Here is a 19,013-nt window from a genome sequence, read left to right on the forward strand (position 1 = left end):
TCATGGCGAAGAAATTCTCGATACAGCAGGCGCCGACCTTCAAGGCTGACGTGTCGCTGCCCCGCGTGGGCGGCGACGTCATGGTGGTCCCGTTCACCTTCCATTTCCTGGACCGCGTCGAGCTGGCCAAGGTCATCGACGGCTGGAACCAGCAGGAGAAGGAGCTCGTGGAAGTCGCGCGGGGCAAGTCGGTCGAGGAGGCCACCCAGCTGGAGATCGACATGCAGGTCGGCCAGATCCAGCAGGTGGTGGTGGGCTGGGGCTTCGACGACGAGTTCAACGAGGACTCCATCCGCGCGCTGGCGCTGACCTCGGTCAACGCTCCCGCCGCGGTGCTCAGCGCCTATCACCAGGCCTATCGGCCGGCCAAGTCGGGAAACTGAGGGAGGCGGCGCGCGCGCTCTACGGTGGCGCGCCGCCCGAGGCAGCACTCTCGGCCTTTGGCCTATCGGCAGCGATGTTCGAAGAGGACGACGTGCAGGTCTGGCAGCAGAACTGGCAGGCCTTCAACGTGTTTGAGGCGATGTCGACCCAGTGGCGCACCGGCATGGCCGGCGCAAGCGGGCTCGATTATGCCGCCTTACCCGCGGTAATGCGCCTGGTGGGCGTGCCCAAGAAGGATCGCGACCAGGTGTTCCATGACGTTCGCATCATGGAGGCCGAGGCGCTGGCAGTGATGGCGGAGCAGAAAGCAGAATGACGAACATCGCCCAACTAGGCATTCGGGTCGAATCGGAAAGCGTCGACACCGCCGCCACTGATCTTGACCGCCTGGTACAGGCCGGCACCCGCACCAACGCCGAACTAGCCGCGCTCAACCTGAAATCCCGCGAGGCCACCCGCTCCCTGTCCGATATGGCACAGCGGCAGCGCGAGTCAGCCACGTCCCTGGCCCAGATTGCCAAGGCTGCGGTGACGGTCAACCACGAGCTGCAGTCGCTGGGCCTCAAGCAGACCTATGTCGCTGAGAGCATGAGCGACATGGCCCTGTCTTCGCGGCAGACCGTGGACCAGCTCGAGCTGTTGAATAGCCGCCAGCAGCAGTCGGTGCAGTCGATGGCGAACCTCGGCTCTGCCGTGGATCGCTCGTCTGCCGAGTTCCGGGCTGCCGCGGCGTCGCTGCGGGAGATGACGGCGCAGCTGCAGGCCTTGGCGGTCACCGCACCGAAGACCATTCCGCCGCTGAAGTCGCAGAAGGAGCAGCTTGCCCAGCTGCTGGGCCAGATCGATCCGACCGTCGCTGCCCTGGATCGTCTGGACGCCCAGCAGCGCAAGCTGCAGAGCTTCAAGGCGAAGGGCCTGATCGATGCCGAGACCTTCGAGCGTTTCAACGGCCAGCTGCAGCAGACCCGGACGGGCCTGACCGACTTCGACTCAGGCCTCACGCGAACCGGCAACACTGCCAAGCAGACCGCCGCGGCGCTGCGCAACGTGCCAGCCCAGTTCACCGACATCGTGGTCAGCCTCCAGGCCGGCCAGGCCCCGCTGACGGTGCTACTGCAGCAGGGCGGCCAGCTGAAGGATATGTTCGGCGGCATCGGGCCGGCGGCGAGCGCTCTGGGCGGCTACGTGGCCGGGCTGGTCAATCCGTTTACGGTCGCTGCAGCCGCAGCCGCTGTGCTCACCCTGGCGTACTACCAGGGAAGCCAGGAGGCCGAGAACTACGAAAAGGCCCTGATCCTTTCCGGCAACGCCGCTGGCACCACCGCAGACCAGCTGGCGGAGACCGCGAAGCACATTTCCGGCGTGGTCGGCACCACCGGCCAGGCAGCCGCGGCCCTGGTGCTGATGGCGCAGAGCGGCAAGATCGCCGCCGAGAACATGGAGCAGATCGGCGTCGCCGCCGTGTCGTTCTCCAAGGCCACCGGCACCGCGATCGAGGACGTGGTCGCGCAGTATGTCGCCCTGGGCAAGGAGCCAGTGGAGGCATCGCGCAAGCTCAATGACCAGTACGGCTACCTGACCGCTGCGGTCTATGAACAGATCACCGCGCTGGAGGCCCAGGGTGAGCGTGAGCAAGCCGCGGCGCTGGCACAGACCGCCCTCGCTGATGCCCAGGATCAGATGGCAAGTCGGGTCCAGGAGAGCCTGGGTTCGCTGCAACGCGGCTGGAACTCCCTGGCCTCTGCTGCCAAGGGCGCCTGGGACGCCATGCTCGGGATCGGCCGGGAGGAGACTCTCCAGACCCGGATCGACAAGCTGTCCAGCTTCATCGAAAAGCGCGCGAAGCTGGGTGGATACGACAACACCGACTACGAGCGGCAGCTGGAGGCCCTGAAGGCGCAGCTGGCAACTGAGCAGCAGCGTTCCAAGGAGCAAGGCGATCGGCGCAAGCAGAACGCAGACGCGATCGAGGCTGCGACCAAGGTCAAGGCGCTGACCGATGAGACGCTCAGCAACGAAGAGAAGCGGAACAAGAAGAAGGAGGAATACCTCCGCCTGATCAAGGAGATCCGGCAGGCCAACCCTGATTCCGATCTGGTCAAGCAGGCCAACGTCGACAAGGTGCTGGCCAACATCGACGAAAAGTACAAGGACCCGAAGACCCGCACCCGCACGCGCCGCAGTGCCGTCGACCTCTCGGACCTGAACGATGAGCAGAACGCCCGGAAGGCCCTGGTTTCCAGCTACGCCAACAGCCAGAAGGAACTGGAGGCCCAGCAGAAGGCTGGGCTGATCACCCAGGAGGCCTACTACCGCCAGCGCGTGGTGCTGATCAACGCCGAGAAGGAGCAGGTCACTGCCGCCTACCAGGGCGAGATCGATGCGCTGGAACATGCCAAGGCGCGCAGCACCACCAGCGCCGAGCAGCGGATCCAGCTCGACCAGAAGATCGCGGATGCCCGCTCCAGCATGGTCAAGGCCCAAAAGGATGCAGACAGTGAGCTGTCGGTCCTGGCGCTGAACGAGCAGGGCCGCCTGAAGAAGCAAGAGGAGTCGGTCCGGACCTATACGGACGCCCTGCAGCAGCAGGTTCGCACGCTGCGCGACCAGGGCCAGCGCTCAGCGGCCACCCTGGGCATGGGTGACCGCCAGCGCTCGCTGTACGACAGTCAGAACGCGATCACCGACCGGATCAACAGCAGCCGCCTGGACCTGGCCAACCAGTACGGAGACGGCTCGCGCGGCATGAGCATCGAGGAATACCAGCGCAAGCTGGATGCTCTGAAGGCCACGGAGAACGACCTCCGCGCCACTGTCGTGGCCAACTACGACGATATGAGCCGGGCCCAAGGGGACTGGCGCAACGGCGTCACGGCGGCGCTGCAGGACTATCAGGACTCGGCCCGGAATATCGCGGGCCAGACCAAGAGCCTGGTGACCGGCGCCTTTGGCAGCATGGAGGATGCGGCGGTGAATTTCGCCATGACGGGCAAGGCGTCGTTTTCCGACTTCACCAAATCGGTCATCGCAGATATGGCGAGGATTGCGGTGCGATCTGCCAGCAGCCAAGCGCTTTCGGGCCTACTGAGCATCGCGGGCTCAGTGGCTTCGTCTTACTTCGGCGGAGGCGCCAGTTCGTCAGCAGGTGCTACTAAGGCGGGGTATACCGGTACCGACTTCAGCACCTGGGTAGCGGGACAGCGAGCTACTGGCGGACCCGTGTCGGCGGGCTCGCTGTATCAGGTCAACGAGCGCGGCCCGGAGCTGCTGAGCCAGGGTGGCAAGAGCTACCTGATGATGGGCGGGCAGGGCGGTTCCATCACCCCTTTGGGGAGCCCGGGCGCTGGCGCAGCGATGGCAGCCCCTTCGATCCAGATCACCACCGAGGTGCACATCGATGCGAATGGCAACGCCACCACAACGACCGACGCCAACGGAGCGGGCGGCGCGGGCAAGCAGCTCGGGAAGATGATCAACGATGGCGCGCTCCGCGTCGTGCAGCAGCAGCTCGCCACCGGCGGCGCCATCTGGAGACTCGTGAATGGCCGTTGAAACCTTCACCTGGCGGCCATTGAGCGGGGCCCAGGGGCAGATCGACCATCGTACCCGGACCTCCCAGTTCGGTGATGGCTACGCACAGGTGGTCGGCGACGGTCCCAACAACCGCTCGCAGTCATGGCCGCTGACCTTCAAGGGGCGCCGCGACTCCATCATCGAGATCCGAGATTTCCTTGATCGACACGCAGGCTACCGCTCGTTCCTCTGGACGCCGCCGCTGGGAGGCGTCGGCTTCTACCGGGCCAAGGAGGTGTCCATCTCTCCAGTCGGCGGCGCGATATACACCCTCACGGCAACCTTCGAGCAGGCCTTCCACCCATGAGTTTGCAGACGCGGTATCAGCAGCTGGAACCTGGCGCCGAGATCCGGCTATTCGAGCTGGACGGCAGCGACTTCGGTGCAGACGTGCTGTATTTCCACGGCCATGCCATCCCGCATACCCCTGAGGAGATTGCAGCGGCGGGCGTCAACGCGGATCAGCTGCCGGCCAAGTCGATCTGGTGGAAGGGTGTCGAGTACGCGGCTTGGCCTGTCCAACTGGAGGGCATCGAGGCGACCAGCGATGGGACGGCGCCGCGGCCAACGTTCTCGGCGGGAAACGTCTCGGGGCGGATCACCGCGCTGTGCCTGGCCTTCGAGGACCTGCTTCAGTTCCGCCTGGTGCTGCGGGAGACGCTGGTCGAGTACTTGGACGCGCGCAACTTTCCTGCCGGAAACCCGACTGCCGACCCCACCCAAGAGGTCGTCGAGGTCTGGTACATGGACCAGAAGACCAGCGAGGACGGCGAGGCGGTGGCCTGGGAGCTGGCATCGCCAGGTGACCTCACCGGCGAGGCCGTGGGTCGGCAGTGCACGACCTTCTGCCATTGGGCCATGACCGGCGGCTATCGCGGGCCGAACTGCGGCTACACCGGGCCTTACCGCGATGAGGACGGCAAGCCGACCGATGATCCGGCGCGCGATGTCTGCGATGGCACCCTGGGCACCGGCTGCGTGCCGCGCTTCGGCGAAGGCAACGAGCTACCCCACGGCGGCTTCCCAGCCGTCTCCCTGATCGCCAGGAGCTGATCATGCTGAAATACATCCTGGCGGCCGTGCAGGCGCACGCTGCCGAGGTCTACCCACGCGAGTGCTGCGGGTTGGTCATCAAGGACGGGCGCCGCCAGCGGTATGTGCCGTGCGAGAACACCGCGGCCGACCCGGGCGAGGAGTTCCGGATCGCGCCTGAAGCCTATGCTGTCGCCGAGGACCAGGGCGAGATCCTGGCCGTGGTGCACAGCCATCCGGACGCCAGCAGCAGGCCCTCGCCGGCGGACGTCGCCATGTGCAACGCCTCTGGCCTGACCTGGTACATCCTGAGCTGGCCGGAGGGCGATCTGCGAACCCTGGTGCCGGAAGCAGACGTACCGCTGCTGGGGCGGGCTTTCGTCCACGGCGTCCAGGACTGCTGGGCTATCTGCGCCGAATGGTACCGGGGGGAATGGGGGCTCGAGTTTCCGGCCTATAGCCGCACCGATGGCTGGTGGGAGCTGGCGGAGAACGACAGCCTCTACGAGCAGCACTACGAGGCCGCAGGGTTCTATCCGGTGGACCGGCCGCAGCGCGGCGACATGATAGTGCTGCAGATCGGGCGCACGGCTCATCCAAACCACGCGGGCATCTACCTCGGCACCGACCCTACGCTGCCGGGTGAGCAGGCCCAGGTCTTCGGCCCAGGCCCGTTCTTGCTACACCACCTGCACGGGCGGCCCTCGGAGGTCATCGTCTACGGCGGGAACTGGCACGAGCGGGCGCGGCTGATCCTGCGTCATCGAAGCGCGCCACCGCCGTAGTTGTAGATTAGTGCCAACGCCAAATGCGGACCTTCTGCCGGTAGTTGATGAGTTTTGCTGCTCGGCCTGAGTATCTAATCCATGCGATCTCGAAGAGGTACATCGGTACAGCAGAAACCATCGCGGCGATTGGAGACCGCGCGAGAGGGGCGTCAGTGATTAGAAAGCTCTCTTTCAGGCCCATAGCGATTATCCATAGCCCAAACCACAGCAGGAAAATGATCTGGCTTGTATGGCCTCTACTCACTTCACGGTCAATCCAAACCGAGTCGAATCGATACTTTCGGGTCCAACGACGTTCGCGTAGTTCGAAGCGCCTGGTGAGAGCTCTCAGGGATCTGAGAAGGCTGGCATGACTGGTTTTCACGGCTGATTTCAGACGATGAATACCGCGGCCAGTGATCCACACGACTGCCGCGCCAAATAGAGCGGCGGCAGCGTTTTCCCAAAGCCATAACGCGAGTTTGATTGCAAGATTGGTGTCTAGCATGACCATTCCTTGGTGAGAGAGAAGCGAAGTCGTATGACCTGCTTCGGATGCCGGCTTAAGCGCGGTAGCGCAACGTATCGGCAACCATTCTCCTGACTTGAGGGTGTTGGCTCTGCCGAGCGGTTCGACAGGTGTGCCTTGTCGTCACCCTCTCTCTGCAGCTGCGCTGCGAGCAGTGCTACCCCTCGTTTGCGCTAGACTCGACGAAAATTAGCCGAGGAAGGCGTTATGCGGTGGATTGTGATGGGACTGGGCGCGATGACGCTGGCGGGGTGTACAACTTCTGGGCTTTCAGAAAAGGAACCTGCATTTGTCGGGGTCAGCAAGAAATCGCCGGTCCAGTATTCGCGGTGCCTGGTACCGAAGTGGCAGGACTTTAATCCTGGAACAACTTCAGTCGAGACCGAGACAGGTGTTCGGATTGTCGCATCCGCCACTTACAACGGGGTCGTTGCCATGGCAACCGCGGATCAAACGCCCCAGGGAACTCGTGTCGCTGTGCGCTTGCCAGCCCAATGGATACCCGGAACGGGCGGGTGGATAACAGCTGCCCAAAATTGCTTGTAATCAGCCGCCTCCGGGCGGCTTTTTCATACCTGGAGAAACCATGGCATCTGCAGCGCACTACACCCCGGCGACCACCATCAAGCTATCTGGCCCGCTGGCACGTTTGTTCGGTCGCACCCATCGCTATTTCCTGGATCGGGGTACTGCCGAGGAGGCCTTCAGTGCCCTGCGCAATACCCTGGACGGCTTCCGCGAAGCCATCGTCGCCCTAGAACGCCGCGGCTTGGTCTACGCGGTCTTCCGCAATCGTGAAAATGTCGGAGCTGACCGGTTCGAGTTGTGCGGTACCCGGGAGATTCGGATCGTACCGGTGCTGCGCGGTAGCAAGCGAGCAGGTGTGCTGCAGACGGTTGTCGGGGCGGTTTTGATCGTCGCTGGCTTGTTCGTGTCGGGGCTGTCCGGGGGACTTGCTGCACCTATCGGTAGCGCAATGGTATCGGCGGGTATTGGCCTCGTAGCCGGCGGTGTCATTCAGATGCTCAGCCCCCAGGCTAAGGGTCTCAAAACCAGCGCCGCGCCAGAGAATCAGCCCAGCTACGCCTTCGGCAGTGCCAAGAACACTACCGCCAGCGGAAACCCCGTCCCGATCTGCTACGGCCGTAGGCGCTGGGGCGGCGCCATCATCAGCGCCGGCATCTACGCCGAAGACGCCACCTGATCTCCCCCTGAACATCCGAGCCCGCCCAGTGCGGGCTTTTTCATGCCCTGGAGTAACGCATGACCGCCGCATTGTCTTCCGAACTCACCGGCCGCAAGGGCGGCAGCAGCAAGCCCAAGGAGCCCACCGAAGCCACCGACAGCCTGCGCAGCATTGCCAAGGCCAAGATGCTCATTGCCGTGGGCGAAGGGGAGTTCGCTGGAGCGCCCGCTGCGCAGACCATCTACCTCGATAACACCCCGCTGGCCGATGCCCAGGGCAATAGCAATTTCACCGGTGTCGCCTGGGAGTGGCGCCCGGGCACCGTCGAGCAGTCCTATATCCCCGGCCTGCCGTCGGTGGAGAACGAGACGACCATTAATGTGGAGCTGCGCAGCACCGCGGCCTGGGTCCGCTCGATCAGCAACATCCAGCTCTCCGCCGTGCGCCTGCGCTTTTCCTGGCCGGCTCTGCAGCAGCAGGACAGCGAGGGCAACATCAATGGCTACCGGATCGAGTACGCGGTAGACGTGGCCACCGACGGCGGCGCCTACCAGCAGGTGCTGCTCGAGGCGGTGGACGGCAAGACCACGACCCGCTACGAGCGCTCGCGCCGGATCGATCTGCCCAAGGCCATCAGCGGCTGGCAGATCCGCGTCCGCCGGATCACCGCCAACCAGAACAACAACCGCATCGCCGACACCATGTCCATCGCGGGCATCACCGAGGTGATCGACGCCAAGCTGCGCTATCCCAATACGGCGCTGCTCTACGTCGAGTTCAGCGCTGAGCAGTTCAGCAACATCCCTGCGGTGACCCTGGAGTGCGACGCGCGCAAGGTCCAGGTGCCCACCACCTACGATCCAGTGAACCGCACCTACTCGGGCGTCTGGGACGGCAGCTTCAAGTCGGCCTGGACCAACAACCCGGCCTGGATCACCTTCGACATCGCCACCAACGACCGCTTCGGCCTGGGCAAGCGCATCAAGCCCTGGATGGTCGATAAGTACGAGCTCTATCGGATCGCCCAGTACTGCGACCAGCTCGTGCCCAATGGAAAGGGAGGCCAAGAGCCGCGCTACCTCTGCGACCTGAACCTGCAGAGCCGCACCGGCGCCTGGGAGTTGCTGCGTGACATCTCCGCCATCTATCGCGGCATGACCTACTGGGCCCAGGGCCAGCTCAACGTCCAGGCGGACATCCCGCGCTCGGCCGACTTCGATTTCGCCTTCACCCGGGCGAACGTCGTTGACGGCAAGTTCACCTATGGCTCGGCCAGCGAGCGGACCCGGTATACCCGCGCTTTGGTGAGCTTCGACAATCCGGCCAACAACTACGACACCGACGTAGCCGCTGCCTCGGATGCCAAGCTGCAGCGCCGCTATGGCGACAACCCGGTCGAGATCAGTGCGATCGGCTGCACGCGCGAGTCCGAGGCCCAGCGCCGCGGCAAATGGATCCTGCTGACCAATAGCCAGGACCGCACCGTGACTTTCCGCGTCGGCATGGACGGCCGTATTCCGCTGCCAGGCCATGTCATCCCGGTGGCGGACAAGCTCATCTCCGGCGCCGAGATCGGTGGGCGGATCAGCGCGGCGGCCGGCACCGTCATCACCCTGGACCGCGACACCCGTGCGAAGACCGGCGACCGACTGATCATCAACCTACCCAGCGGCGCCTGTGAAGGGCGCACCATTCGCCAGGTGGCTGGCCGCCAGATCGCAGTGACCACGGCCTACAGCGAGACCCCGCAGGCTGAGCTGGTCTGGACCCTGGACGCCGACGACCTGGCGGTGCCGCTGTACCGCGTGATGAAGACGACCAGGCCGGAGGAGGGCGTTTTCGAAATCTCGGCGCTGCAGTTCGAACCGTCGAAGTTCGCCGCCATCGATACCGGCGCCAAGCTGGAAAGCCGACCGGTCAGCATCCTGCCCACCGGCACCGTCGAGGCACCGGCCACCGTGGCGCTGTCGGCCTACCATGCGGTGAACCAGGGCATCACCGTCACCACCATGACCATCTCCTGGGAGGCGGTGCCTGGCGCCGTCGCCTACGACGTCGAGTGGCGGAAGGACAGCGGCAACTGGGTTCGCATCCAGCGCACTGGCAGCCTGGCTGTCGACGTGCCGAGCATTTACGCCGGCGGCTACCTGGCGCGCGTGCGTGCGGTCAACGCTGTGGACATCGCCTCGGTCTGGAAGACGTCGAGCCTGACGCAGCTGACCGGCAAGGTCGGCGCACCGCCGGCGCTCGCCCTGCTGAAAACCACCGCGGGCGCCTGGAAGATCACCCTGGACTGGGCATTCCCAGCCGAAGGGGCAGGGGACAGCGCCTATACCGAGATCCAGCAGGCCACCACCGCCCAGGGCGACAACGCCCAGAGCATGGGTCTGTTCGCGTTCCCAACCAACACCTACACCCTGAACGGCCTGGCGGCCGGAGCTCGCCTGTTCTTCCGTGGCCGGCTGATCGACCGCATCGGCAACGTGGGCCCCTGGACCAACTGGACCGTGGGCACCGCCAGCACGGATGCCACCGAGTACAATTAGCTCATCACCGAGGAGTTCGTCCACAGCGCCCTGGGCCAGGAGCTGTTCGATCGCATCGACCTTGTCGACGCTGACGCCTCGGTCCCGGGATCGGTCAGCAGCCGCATCGCGGAGACCCGCAGTGCCCTGCAGCAGGAGCTTGACGCCGTCCAGAACCAGCTCGATCAGATCGGCGACCTGGCCGATGCACAGGAGTACAAGAAGACCGAGGCCTACAAGGCCGGCGCCATCGTCACGGTGGACAACGCCCTGTTCCAGGCCAAGAAGGACGTGCCAGCCGCCGCTGATGGCAGCAATGCGCCGCCAGCGACCACCTACTGGCGCGATGCCGGGGCAATCATCCGGGAAGGCGATGGGCTGGCCTCCCGCGTGACCTCCACCGAGAACACCGTCCGCACCCAGGACGGCAAGATCACCGCCAACAGCAACGACATCACCCAGCTCAAGACCTCGGTTTCTGGCAAGGCCGAAAGCACCACCGTGCAGGCCCTGCAGAATCAGGTCACCAGCCAGGGCAATACCGTCACCGCTCAGGGCTCGGCGATCACCAGCATCAACGCGGCGCTGGGCGATAGCGGTAGCGAAAACCTGCTCTACAACCCAGGCTTTGAAACCTGGGCCGATGGCGCCGCAGTTGCTGCCGGCTGGTACGCCGACGGCGATGCCAACGTGGGCAAGACCTACAGCAAGGTCGCCTCTTTCCTGAACGCCCAGACCTTCGCCCAGCGCATGGTGCTGACCAGCATGTCGGCGTCCGCCGGCGCCTACATCTACAACGAGGACGTCCGGAACAAGGTCGTCACCGGTGCGCAGAAGCTGGCGGCGTCGATGTACGTCAAGGCGACCGCAGGGGCTGTCGTGTTCGTGGCGTTCCGCGCCTTCGACGCCGCCGGCAACGCCGTCTATTACGCGGAGGGTACTCGGATCGTCGCGGACGGCACCGCGCAGCGGCTAACCTGCCTGGGCGAATGCCCGGCCTCGACGGTCGGCATCCGGCTGATCTTGCGGGTCTACGGCACCGCCACGCTCTCCACCGTTACCGTGGACTGCGATAACGCGCAGCTGCAGCTGGGCACGACCGTGACCGGCTGGAAGGACAACAACAAGACGGTCATCGACAGCCTCACCGGGCAGGCCACGGCCACCAGCCAGTTGGCCGGCAGGGTGACCAACGTAGAGGGGACGCTCACCAGCCAGGCCACCAGCATCACCCGGTTGCAGAGCAATCTGGGCAACGCCGGCGGCCAAAACTACCTGTTCAACTCCTCCTTCGATCGCTACACCGGCAGCAATGGCGTGGCGGACGGCTGGACGAAGCAGGGCCAGGCTGCGGCGAACAACACGGTGGTTCCGTCCACCTACAAGTCCACTGGCACCGCGCAGAAGGCAGAATCTAACGATCTGTCGGCGACCAAGTACATGGAGTACGTGCCGGCGACCAGCAGGCGCATGGTGGGTCAGGTCGGTCAGGAATTTACCCTGTCGGTCTACTTCCGGATGACCGCAGGCTGCCGGTACGAGATCTACATCATCCCCTACAACTCCAGCGGCACCCAGCTTGCCGTCGCGGGCAAGGGAGGGACTGCGTCGGGGGGCTGGGAGCGGCAGAGCGTCACCCATACGCTGCCGGCAGGCACAGCCACCTTTACGGTGTTCCTGCGCATGGTGGGTACCGCCACGCTGACCAGCGGGACGGTCGAGTGGGACGATGCCCAGGTCGAGCTGGCCGGTGTTCCGAGCGGGTGGAAGGACAATAATGCGGTCCTGTCGGACCAGCAGGATGCAACCGCCAGCGCGCTGTCCGGCCTGACCACAACGGTCAACCAGCAGGGCACCAGCATCGCGTCGCAATCTAGCCAGATCACCAGCCTGAGCACCAGCATCAAAGGCGCTGTGCAGCAGGCGTTCAACATGGTCCCGAACCCCACGTTCGACCCGGCTTTCAACACGATGGGCTTCTACATCGTGCAGACCACCGCGGCGGGCGTGCCTGCGAACTGCCCGTTCCCCTATGCGGCCCGTATCACCGCCCGGGACAACTTCCCGGACATCAACAGCCTGCCGAACTTCCCGGTGAAAGCGGGCGACGTCTACCGGTTCAGCGCCCTGGTGGCCGCAGGGGCCAACACTGGCACCCGCCCGTTCCAGCACTACGCGACGAGGGCGACCACGCCATTCGGCGGCCGGACCGCCTACCAGAGCTCGCCGCCTACTGCGGTCACGCAGACTTGGACCCGGGTGACCTGGGACCACACGATCCCGGCCGGGCAGACGTTCCTGAACCCCATGCTGCAGATCGAGACGCTGAACGCCGAGACGGCCACCTGGTACGTGACCGACTGGCACTGCGAGAACATCACTGCCGCCAAGCAGGCCCAGGCCACGGCGGACGCGGCAGCGACGGCAACCACTAACCTGGGGACCCGGGTGACCTCGGCAGAGGGGAACATCACCAGCCAGGCCACCCAGCTGACCAACCTCCAGGCGCAGATCGCCGGCACCGGCATGTTCGCGGCGGGCGTCAACTTTGAGTTCCTGAACACGTTGCGTGGCGCCTATCTGGAGCAGGCCGCCAGTGGGGCAACGCTGACGGCCTACCAGCAGAACGCGACCCTGACGGGCTACGCCAACTTCCGGCTGCCAACGTTCGCCAATACCAACGGCGCGCAGAACTACCTGATCAAGATGAGGATCCGCCGGCGCAACAGCACCCGCAATCCTGGCCGGATCTACTGGGCCAACGAAGATGGGGCGCTATCGGAGGCCCGCACGGCGACGTTCAGCATCAACCTGAACACCACCGACTGGCAGGACATCGAGATCGATCTGTCCAGCAACACGGCCTGGTCGACCAAGATGAGCAATTCTACCATCCGGTTCGACTTCCTGAACTCTCAGGACACGTCCGCAGTGGTGGACATCGCCTACATCGCTATCGGGCGTCGATCTGCTGCGGCCTCGGCCACCGCGCTGACCGATACCCAGGCGCAGGTGACCCAGCAGGGCGCCACGCTGACCTCCCAGGCATCCTCAATCAGCACGCTGCAGACGTCGCTGGGCAACACCAATGCCTCGGTGCAGCAGATCAGCCAGGCCCAGGCCAATACGGATGGAAAGGTCAGTGCCAACTGGGCAGTGAAGCTGGGCGTCACCCAGGACGGGCTGTACTACTTCGCCGGCATTGGGGTCGGCATCGAGCCTGGCGGCGGCAATGTCGGCCTGCAATCCACCGTAGCGGTCGCGGCGGATCGGTTCATGGTCCTGGGCCCTGGCATCGATGGCAAGGGCAGGGCGTTCTTCTCAATAGTGAATAACCAGACCTTCATCGACACCGCCTTCATCAACAAGGCCTATATCCGTGAGGGGATTATCGGCGAAACGCTCTATTCATCGACCGGCACCAGTTACAACTCACCGGTGCTGATCACCGACTTCAGGGCCGGTGAAATCCTGATCCAGAACAAGACTATTCAAGGGAGGTACATCCATATGCGTCAGGACGGACTGTTCATGGTGTCCGATGGCGTGGTGCTCGTCGAAATGAGTCTGACCTGATGCCCGGGTTCATCAACAGAGACGCCCAGGGCCGGGTGATCTTCCAGCTGAGCGAAAGCATCGTCCGGCTGGTTGGCTCCCACATGGTGAACGGCGGCACTACCAGCGGGCGGATCGACATCCCCGACTCTATCTCCGGCTCACCCTTCTATTTCTTCACGCCGAGTGAGAACCAGCAGGGCGTCCAGAGCACCGGCAACCAAGTCCGTCTGGAAGGCCGCTCCATTATCTGGAGCGGCATGCCCGTCGGGACCGTTATCCGCTTTGGAGTCTACTGATGCCGGGCTTCAAGCTTCGCCGCCAAAACCAGACCGTGGCTATCGACACGGACTACTTCAACCTCGCGCTGCGCCAGACCGGAAGGGTACGCACGGCTTCCTCGGGCCAGGCGAACCCCTACGTCCGAACGGTGACTTTCACGGTCAACGCAGACCAGCCGATCCTCGCCGTGCGGGCGCCATACCCGGTGTGCATTACCCATTCGGTGGTTAACGGTGGGCAGGTGACCTACACGCTGTACGGGATCCCCGATAGCGCCATCGACTTCGATGTCGACTTCTGGCTGTTCGACCTGCCCAAGTACGGGATGATGTTCACGTCCGCGGGCAAGTTCATCGTGCGCAATCCTGCTACGCGGGAGCCGGTCTTCGACTCCCGGATGAAGTACCTCAAGGTGCAGGACTTCTTCCTGGGGAACTCGAACTCAGATGAGACCCGGAATTATGGGAAATACCCAGCGGTTGTTCTGGCAAACCGGGCGTGGGCTTATATCGTCCAGCCCATGACCCAGCAGACGACGCGCATTGAAAGCCTGACTTCCACGGTCTGGACAGATGGCAATTCCGTGAAGTGCGGTAGCCGAAACATTTACTACATGGTCCGCCCGTACAGCAGCAACGATCGAGCCATCAACTATAACGGTGGCAATCGCCAGATCATGGTAGTCGACGTCGAAAACTACTGATCCACTCAATCCTATCAAGCCCGCCGCGTGCGGGCTTTTTCATGTCCGGAGGACACCGCTATGCCTTATGTCGTACTCGCCCAGTTCTACAACCTCGACGCCTCTATGGAGTTTGCCACCGAGGCGGAAGCCGAGGCCAAGGCCAAAGAAATGCTCAACAGCAACCCCAGCATCGAGGTCCGCACCGCCCAGCTGCTGAAGAAGTACAGCGCCAGCGTGCGGGTGACCTCCGCGGTGATCGAGGACGCGGCGCCCGCCCAGACCGGCGACGTCGGATCGGCCTGACCCCTTTGTCCTCACGAGCGTGAGGACTCGGCCGGCCAATCACCGGCTATCCGCCCCAATCCTCACGATCATGAGGACGCCACTACACAGCCCGCCCCGCGCGGGCTTTTTTGTGCCCGGAGAAAACCCATGCGGACATCCGCCGAGGGCGTCGCCCTCATGCACCACTTCGAAAGCTGCCGGCTGGTCGCCTATCCGGACCCCGGCAGCAAGGACGGCCACCCCTGGACCATCGGCTGGGGGCACACCGGGCCAGGGGTCAAGAAGGGCCTGGTCTGGACCCAGGCGCAGGCCGACGCCGCCTTCCTCCAGGACCTCGCAGCCACCGAGGCCGGCGTCCAGCGCTTGGTCAAGGTCACGCTGACCCAGGGCCAGTTCGATGCCCTGGTCTCGTTCGCCTACAACGTGGGCCTGGACGAGAACCGGAACGGCAAGGCTGAGGGCCTGGGCGAATCGACGCTCCTGCGCAAGCTGAACGCCAAGGACTATGCCGGCGCCGCCGAGCAGTTCCTGCGCTGGAACAAGAACGACGGCGCGGTCATGCACGGCCTGACTAAGCGCCGCACCGCCGAACAGTCCCTGTTCCAGGGCGCCACCGCCCGGGTGGCCATCGCCGCGGGCGAGCAGGCGAAGCGCGCCACCGCCTGAGTCGAGCAGACCTACAACCGCGTCACCTCATAGGAGAGGGACTATGCAGTATCAACGCCGCCTGCCGAATGCCATGGGCCCAGTCTACGACCAGATGGAGGAGCGGGACCGCTTCGCCGGGCTCATGAGCACCGGAACCAACGTCCTCACCAAGCACCTGTTCGGCCGCCTGCGCCCCCAGGCGCTGACAAATGCCACGACCTTCAACATGCAGATCGAGCTGGAATCGGACTTCTTGTCCTTCCGGGTCGGCATCCCTAACGTGCATACCGCGGTCGTGGCGGGGGTCAAGGCCTGTGTTGGCGTCTCCGCTGCGGTTCCGGCCGCTGACTATCAGGTGTTCACCCAGCCGGAGCAGGGCGAGTGGATCGACCTGACCTTCAGCGGCAACGCCTCAGTGGATCTGCCGGCCCGGCTGGGCGAGGAACGCTACAGCATCACTTGGTCCGATCCGGTGTTCCTGGCCAGCATCCCGCGGACTGACTCCGGCACCGGGCGGCCGGTGGTCATGGTCCGGATCGAGTTCCCGGCGAACTCGGTGGCCTCGATGCCCTACAACAACCTCTACTACTGGCGCGGGTCGGGGCCGCGGGTCTACCGCTGCTCGAACCAGGAGGTGGCCGGGGTCACCACCAAGACGGCATTCACCCAGAATGGCGTCTATGCCAGTGGCGGCGACGAGAAGGCGGTGGTGCCCGCGATCCAGTACCAGACCCTGGCCCGCGGCCACCAGGTGATGATCTTGGGTGACAGCATCCAGGAAGGCCTTGGCGGCAACGTGCGGGACTATGGCGCCATGCAGCGGGCCGTCTACGAGCTATCAACCCCGGAGCGCCCGCTGGAATACTTCAACGCGGCGCTGCACGCCCAGGCGCCGGACCTCTACAGCAGGATGCTGGCCGACCACATCAACGCTGTGCGGCCGACCATCGTGACCTATTCGCCCTGGTCGGGTAATGACGTCACGGCCGGTACCGGCATCAGCGCTGCCGCCCTTCGCCGGCTGCGCGGATCCCTCGGCCGCGTGTTCGCCACGCTCCAGGCCTCTGGCCAACGCCCGGTGGTTCTGTTGCCCGAGGCCACGCCGGTCAATACCGCCTACCGGGCTGTAGGTGCAAACGACCAGGCGCGCCGGGACTATAACGCCACCTGGTTGCCAAGGGTCTCCGGCGGGATCGTCATCAAGGGCTTCGCCGCAGCGATCACCGGCGGCCGCGACGCTGCTGGCCAGGACCAGATCCGGGACGGCGCCACGGGGGACAACGTCCACCCGAACGATCTCGGACACGACCTGCTCAAGGACACGGTGAAGCCTTACTTCCAGCTGCTGCTGGATAGGGTGGCGTGATGGCCGTGATCGAGCAGTACAGGGCCTGGGTTGTCGCCGGCGCCGTTGTCGTCCTGCTCGCCGTGGGGACTGGCATTGGCTGGTCCCTGAACGGCTGGCGCCTGGCTGGCCAGGTGGCCGATGCCAAGACCGAGACCGCCAACGAGCGCGCTGCCCACCAGGCGGATCTCGCGACGATCTCTAATGCCGCCGCCCAGCAAGTGCGCGAGGCCTTGGCCAAACAGCAGGATGCCCAGCAAGCCCTGGCTGACCTTGACCAGAAATCGACCAAGGAACTGACGAATGCGAACGCTGAAAATGACCGCCTGCGGGCTCGCCTTGCTACTGGTGGCCGGGTGCGGGTCGCGGGCAACTGTCCAGCCAATCCCGTCAGCGTGCCCGCAGCCGCCGGCCCCGCCAGCGTGGACCATGCAGGAACCGTCGAACTCTCTCCAGAAGCTGGACGCAACGTTCTCGACGTCCGAGCCGGCATCATCGCCGACCAGGCAGCCCTGAAGGCACTGCAGCAGTACGTCAAGGCGGTGTGCCTGGCTCCTCGATAGGCACGACCTTCTGGCCGTCCCAGCGCCCGACCAGCACCATCTCATAGAGCTGGCCTTCGATCTCGGCGGCGGTCGGCGTGACGAACACACCGAGGACCTGCTCCTGGCGCATGTCCACCAGGTGGATGCGTCCCTCGCCGCGACGATTAAACTGGCCCACCGGCAGGCGCCCGAGCTCTGGCCTGACGAAGCTGGGCCCGCCTGATGTCGCCCACACCTTGCCAGTCGCCAGGCAGGTTAGTTCGTAGCTGAGGCGGATGTCCCAGCCGCAAGGCCAGGTCGCCCGGATCTCCCGCGAGTGATCGAGCCCGGCATCAGCCAGCTCGCAGAATTCGACGCAGTCCGGCTGGCTGATGGTCCTGCGTTCCAGCAGCGCGAGGGAGCCAGTTGTACAGAACCGATGCCACATCTCCGGGAAGTTGAGCCGGTCGCGCTCATCGGCGAGGTAATCCCTCAATCCGGTGACGGTGGGGTTGTCTGGGTCGAAAAGCATGGTCGCGTCCTTACTGTTCGGGCATACAGTAATTCCGCCAGGGAGGATGTCGAGCAGGTGGTGACGAAAGGAGGGGGTTTCGGTTCGGCAGAACGCCGGAAGGAGGGCCTGCAGCCGGGGCCAATTCTGGGGCCAATCGGTGCAATTCAGCGGGCAAGGCGGGGGAGTGGTGGGGGCGAAACCCGCGTGGTTACTGCCCTTTGATCCCCACACAAACCCATGACTTACTGCATGGTGATGTTAGCGGTGGAGATCAAGGGGGTACCTATCAGGGACTAAAGGCGTCGCCGGAACTGACGGTACCGATTCGATACCGACACCGAGCTTGGCAATCTTGCTCAGAACTGAACCTGGCCGACTCAGCGAGCGTAGGTGGAAAGGAAGTCTGGAGGAGGATTTCCAGCTGTAGGCCATGAAGCCGATGCTCATGCCGGACATTGGGTTCATTGTCGCATAGGTCCGCCAGTGCTGATAAGGCCGCTGTCGGGGCGAAAGGGCTGCTGCGACTCGCCATTGCGCCAGCGATGTTCGGACCGCTGGTGATGATGGTCACGGAACGACACTCGCCAGGACCCTGCTCATGCTGCACTGATGTCGCCATCCCAGGAGCAGGATATGTCCGAGCAAACGAAAAGCCGAATAGATGCTGGAGCACCGCGGGAAGAGTCGCCGCCTACGCTGGAAGAAACCCAGGCCCGGAATGCCGAGCTGCGGCAGCAGAAGATGGCGAAGGAACGTCAGCAGGCGCTGTCGCAGTGGTCGCGAACCGCTGAAGAGAATGGAAAGCAGGCGCCTTGAGCCTGGGACCATCGGTAATAGTGGCCACTGAACAGGTAACCCCGGTAGCGCCTCTAATACAGTGAGGCCAATATTGGTCTCACTGTGAGGTGACCCATGATCACAACCACCAGTCATTGGCAAAGATTCAGTTCGCCCCAGGCTCCCGGAATGATCGCGAGGGCGATGTTCGGGATCGACGCCCAGCTCGCCGCGTCGCAAGGTGGGCAGGCGACAGAGCCCGCTCCGGCTGAGCCATTGAAACCCGATGACACCGATGTCGCCGACCCATCTGTCCCCGCGCCTGACGATCCGTCAGCGCCCGAGCCTGGTGAAGCCGATGACCAGGAGCCAGCGCCCCGGTAGCCCCTACCCGAGCCGTGA

General features: G+C 64.3%; 17 protein-coding genes and 1 pseudogene. 16 read left to right on the plus strand and 2 right to left on the minus strand.

The window, feature by feature from the left end; all coding sequences use genetic code 11:
* Positions 1 to 2 precede the first annotated feature (2 nt).
* Genes PVZ77_RS09205 through PVZ77_RS09230 form a run of 6 tightly spaced genes read left to right on the plus strand, consistent with a single transcriptional unit; the run spans position 3 to position 5,774 of the window.
* Positions 3 to 383 (plus strand): phage tail assembly chaperone, encoded by a 381-nt coding sequence (locus PVZ77_RS09205; RefSeq protein ID WP_273807279.1) that lies wholly within the window; start codon positions 3 to 5, stop codon positions 381 to 383.
* Positions 380 to 700, plus strand: coding sequence for a DUF1799 domain-containing protein (locus PVZ77_RS09210; RefSeq protein ID WP_443218051.1), 321 nt, complete (start codon positions 380 to 382; stop codon positions 698 to 700). The genes PVZ77_RS09205 and PVZ77_RS09210 overlap by 4 nt, the downstream gene beginning before the upstream one ends.
* Complete coding sequence (locus PVZ77_RS09215) at positions 697 to 3,936, plus strand: phage tail tape measure protein (RefSeq protein WP_273807281.1); 3,240 nt, start codon at positions 697 to 699, stop codon at positions 3,934 to 3,936. Before PVZ77_RS09210 ends, PVZ77_RS09215 begins: the two co-directional genes overlap by 4 nt.
* Complete coding sequence (locus PVZ77_RS09220; RefSeq protein ID WP_273807282.1) at positions 3,926 to 4,264, plus strand: phage tail protein; 339 nt, start codon at positions 3,926 to 3,928, stop codon at positions 4,262 to 4,264. Before PVZ77_RS09215 ends, PVZ77_RS09220 begins: the two co-directional genes overlap by 11 nt.
* Positions 4,261 to 5,010 (plus strand): phage minor tail protein L, encoded by a 750-nt coding sequence (locus PVZ77_RS09225; RefSeq protein ID WP_273807283.1) that lies wholly within the window; start codon positions 4,261 to 4,263, stop codon positions 5,008 to 5,010. Before PVZ77_RS09220 ends, PVZ77_RS09225 begins: the two co-directional genes overlap by 4 nt.
* 2 nt (positions 5,011 to 5,012) lie before the next feature.
* The gene (locus PVZ77_RS09230; RefSeq protein ID WP_273807284.1) at positions 5,013 to 5,774 is read left to right on the plus strand and encodes a C40 family peptidase; all 762 of its coding nucleotides are present in this window, start codon (positions 5,013 to 5,015) and stop codon (positions 5,772 to 5,774) included.
* A 7-nt stretch (positions 5,775 to 5,781) separates the two neighbouring features.
* Here PVZ77_RS09230 and PVZ77_RS09235 read toward each other — a convergent pair whose 3' ends face one another.
* Entirely contained in the window at positions 5,782 to 6,264 is a 483-nt protein-coding gene (locus PVZ77_RS09235; protein WP_273807285.1) for a hypothetical protein, read from the minus strand.
* A gap of 607 nt (positions 6,265 to 6,871) precedes the next feature.
* Here PVZ77_RS09235 and PVZ77_RS09240 point away from each other — a divergent pair.
* From PVZ77_RS09240 to PVZ77_RS09280, 9 genes and pseudogenes are all read left to right on the plus strand, one after another.
* Positions 6,872 to 7,489: a tail assembly protein gene (locus PVZ77_RS09240; RefSeq protein ID WP_273807286.1), complete on the plus strand. Its 618-nt coding sequence runs from the start codon at positions 6,872 to 6,874 to the stop codon at positions 7,487 to 7,489.
* Between the two features lie 59 nt (positions 7,490 to 7,548).
* Positions 7,549 to 10,551 (plus strand): annotated as a pseudogene (locus PVZ77_RS09245) (host specificity protein J); the annotation flags it as partial.
* Positions 10,552 to 12,873: 2,322 nt separating this feature from the next.
* Complete coding sequence (locus tag PVZ77_RS09250; RefSeq protein ID WP_273807518.1) at positions 12,874 to 13,572, plus strand: phage tail tip fiber protein; 699 nt, start codon at positions 12,874 to 12,876, stop codon at positions 13,570 to 13,572.
* A complete protein-coding gene (locus tag PVZ77_RS09255; protein ID WP_273807287.1) occupies positions 13,572 to 13,850 on the plus strand; it encodes a hypothetical protein in 279 nt (92 codons plus the stop codon). The genes PVZ77_RS09250 and PVZ77_RS09255 overlap by 1 nt, the downstream gene beginning before the upstream one ends.
* Positions 13,850 to 14,536 carry a hypothetical protein gene (locus PVZ77_RS09260; RefSeq protein ID WP_273807288.1) on the plus strand — a complete coding sequence of 229 codons (687 nt, stop codon included), beginning with the start codon at positions 13,850 to 13,852 and terminating at the stop codon, positions 14,534 to 14,536. Before PVZ77_RS09255 ends, PVZ77_RS09260 begins: the two co-directional genes overlap by 1 nt.
* A 60-nt stretch (positions 14,537 to 14,596) precedes the next feature.
* Positions 14,597 to 14,821 carry a hypothetical protein gene (locus tag PVZ77_RS09265; RefSeq protein ID WP_273807289.1) on the plus strand — a complete coding sequence of 75 codons (225 nt, stop codon included), beginning with the start codon at positions 14,597 to 14,599 and terminating at the stop codon, positions 14,819 to 14,821.
* A gap of 129 nt (positions 14,822 to 14,950) precedes the next feature.
* Entirely contained in the window at positions 14,951 to 15,469 is a 519-nt protein-coding gene (locus PVZ77_RS09270) for a lysozyme (RefSeq protein WP_273807290.1), read from the plus strand.
* Between the two features lie 43 nt (positions 15,470 to 15,512).
* Positions 15,513 to 16,817, plus strand: coding sequence for an SGNH/GDSL hydrolase family protein (locus PVZ77_RS09275; RefSeq protein WP_273807291.1), 1,305 nt, complete (start codon positions 15,513 to 15,515; stop codon positions 16,815 to 16,817).
* On the plus strand, positions 16,817 to 17,359 hold the full coding sequence (locus PVZ77_RS09280) for a lysis protein (protein WP_273807519.1): 543 nt from the start codon (positions 16,817 to 16,819) through the stop codon (positions 17,357 to 17,359). Before PVZ77_RS09275 ends, PVZ77_RS09280 begins: the two co-directional genes overlap by 1 nt.
* Here the strand turns inward: PVZ77_RS09280 and PVZ77_RS09285 are convergent.
* Positions 17,331 to 17,852 carry a hypothetical protein gene (locus tag PVZ77_RS09285; RefSeq protein WP_273807292.1) on the minus strand — a complete coding sequence of 174 codons (522 nt, stop codon included), beginning with the start codon at positions 17,850 to 17,852 and terminating at the stop codon, positions 17,331 to 17,333. The two genes, PVZ77_RS09280 and PVZ77_RS09285, sit on opposite strands and share 29 nt — an antisense overlap.
* Before the next feature lie 615 nt (positions 17,853 to 18,467).
* On the opposite strand from PVZ77_RS09285, the gene PVZ77_RS09290 reads away from it, so the two are divergent.
* Complete coding sequence (locus PVZ77_RS09290) at positions 18,468 to 18,650, plus strand: hypothetical protein (RefSeq protein WP_273807293.1); 183 nt, start codon at positions 18,468 to 18,470, stop codon at positions 18,648 to 18,650.
* Positions 18,651 to 19,013: the final 363 nt, after the last annotated feature.

The organism is Pseudomonas sp. SHLD1 (assembly GCF_028640935.1).
Taxonomy (GTDB): domain Bacteria; phylum Pseudomonadota; class Gammaproteobacteria; order Pseudomonadales; family Pseudomonadaceae; genus Chryseomonas; species Chryseomonas aestiva.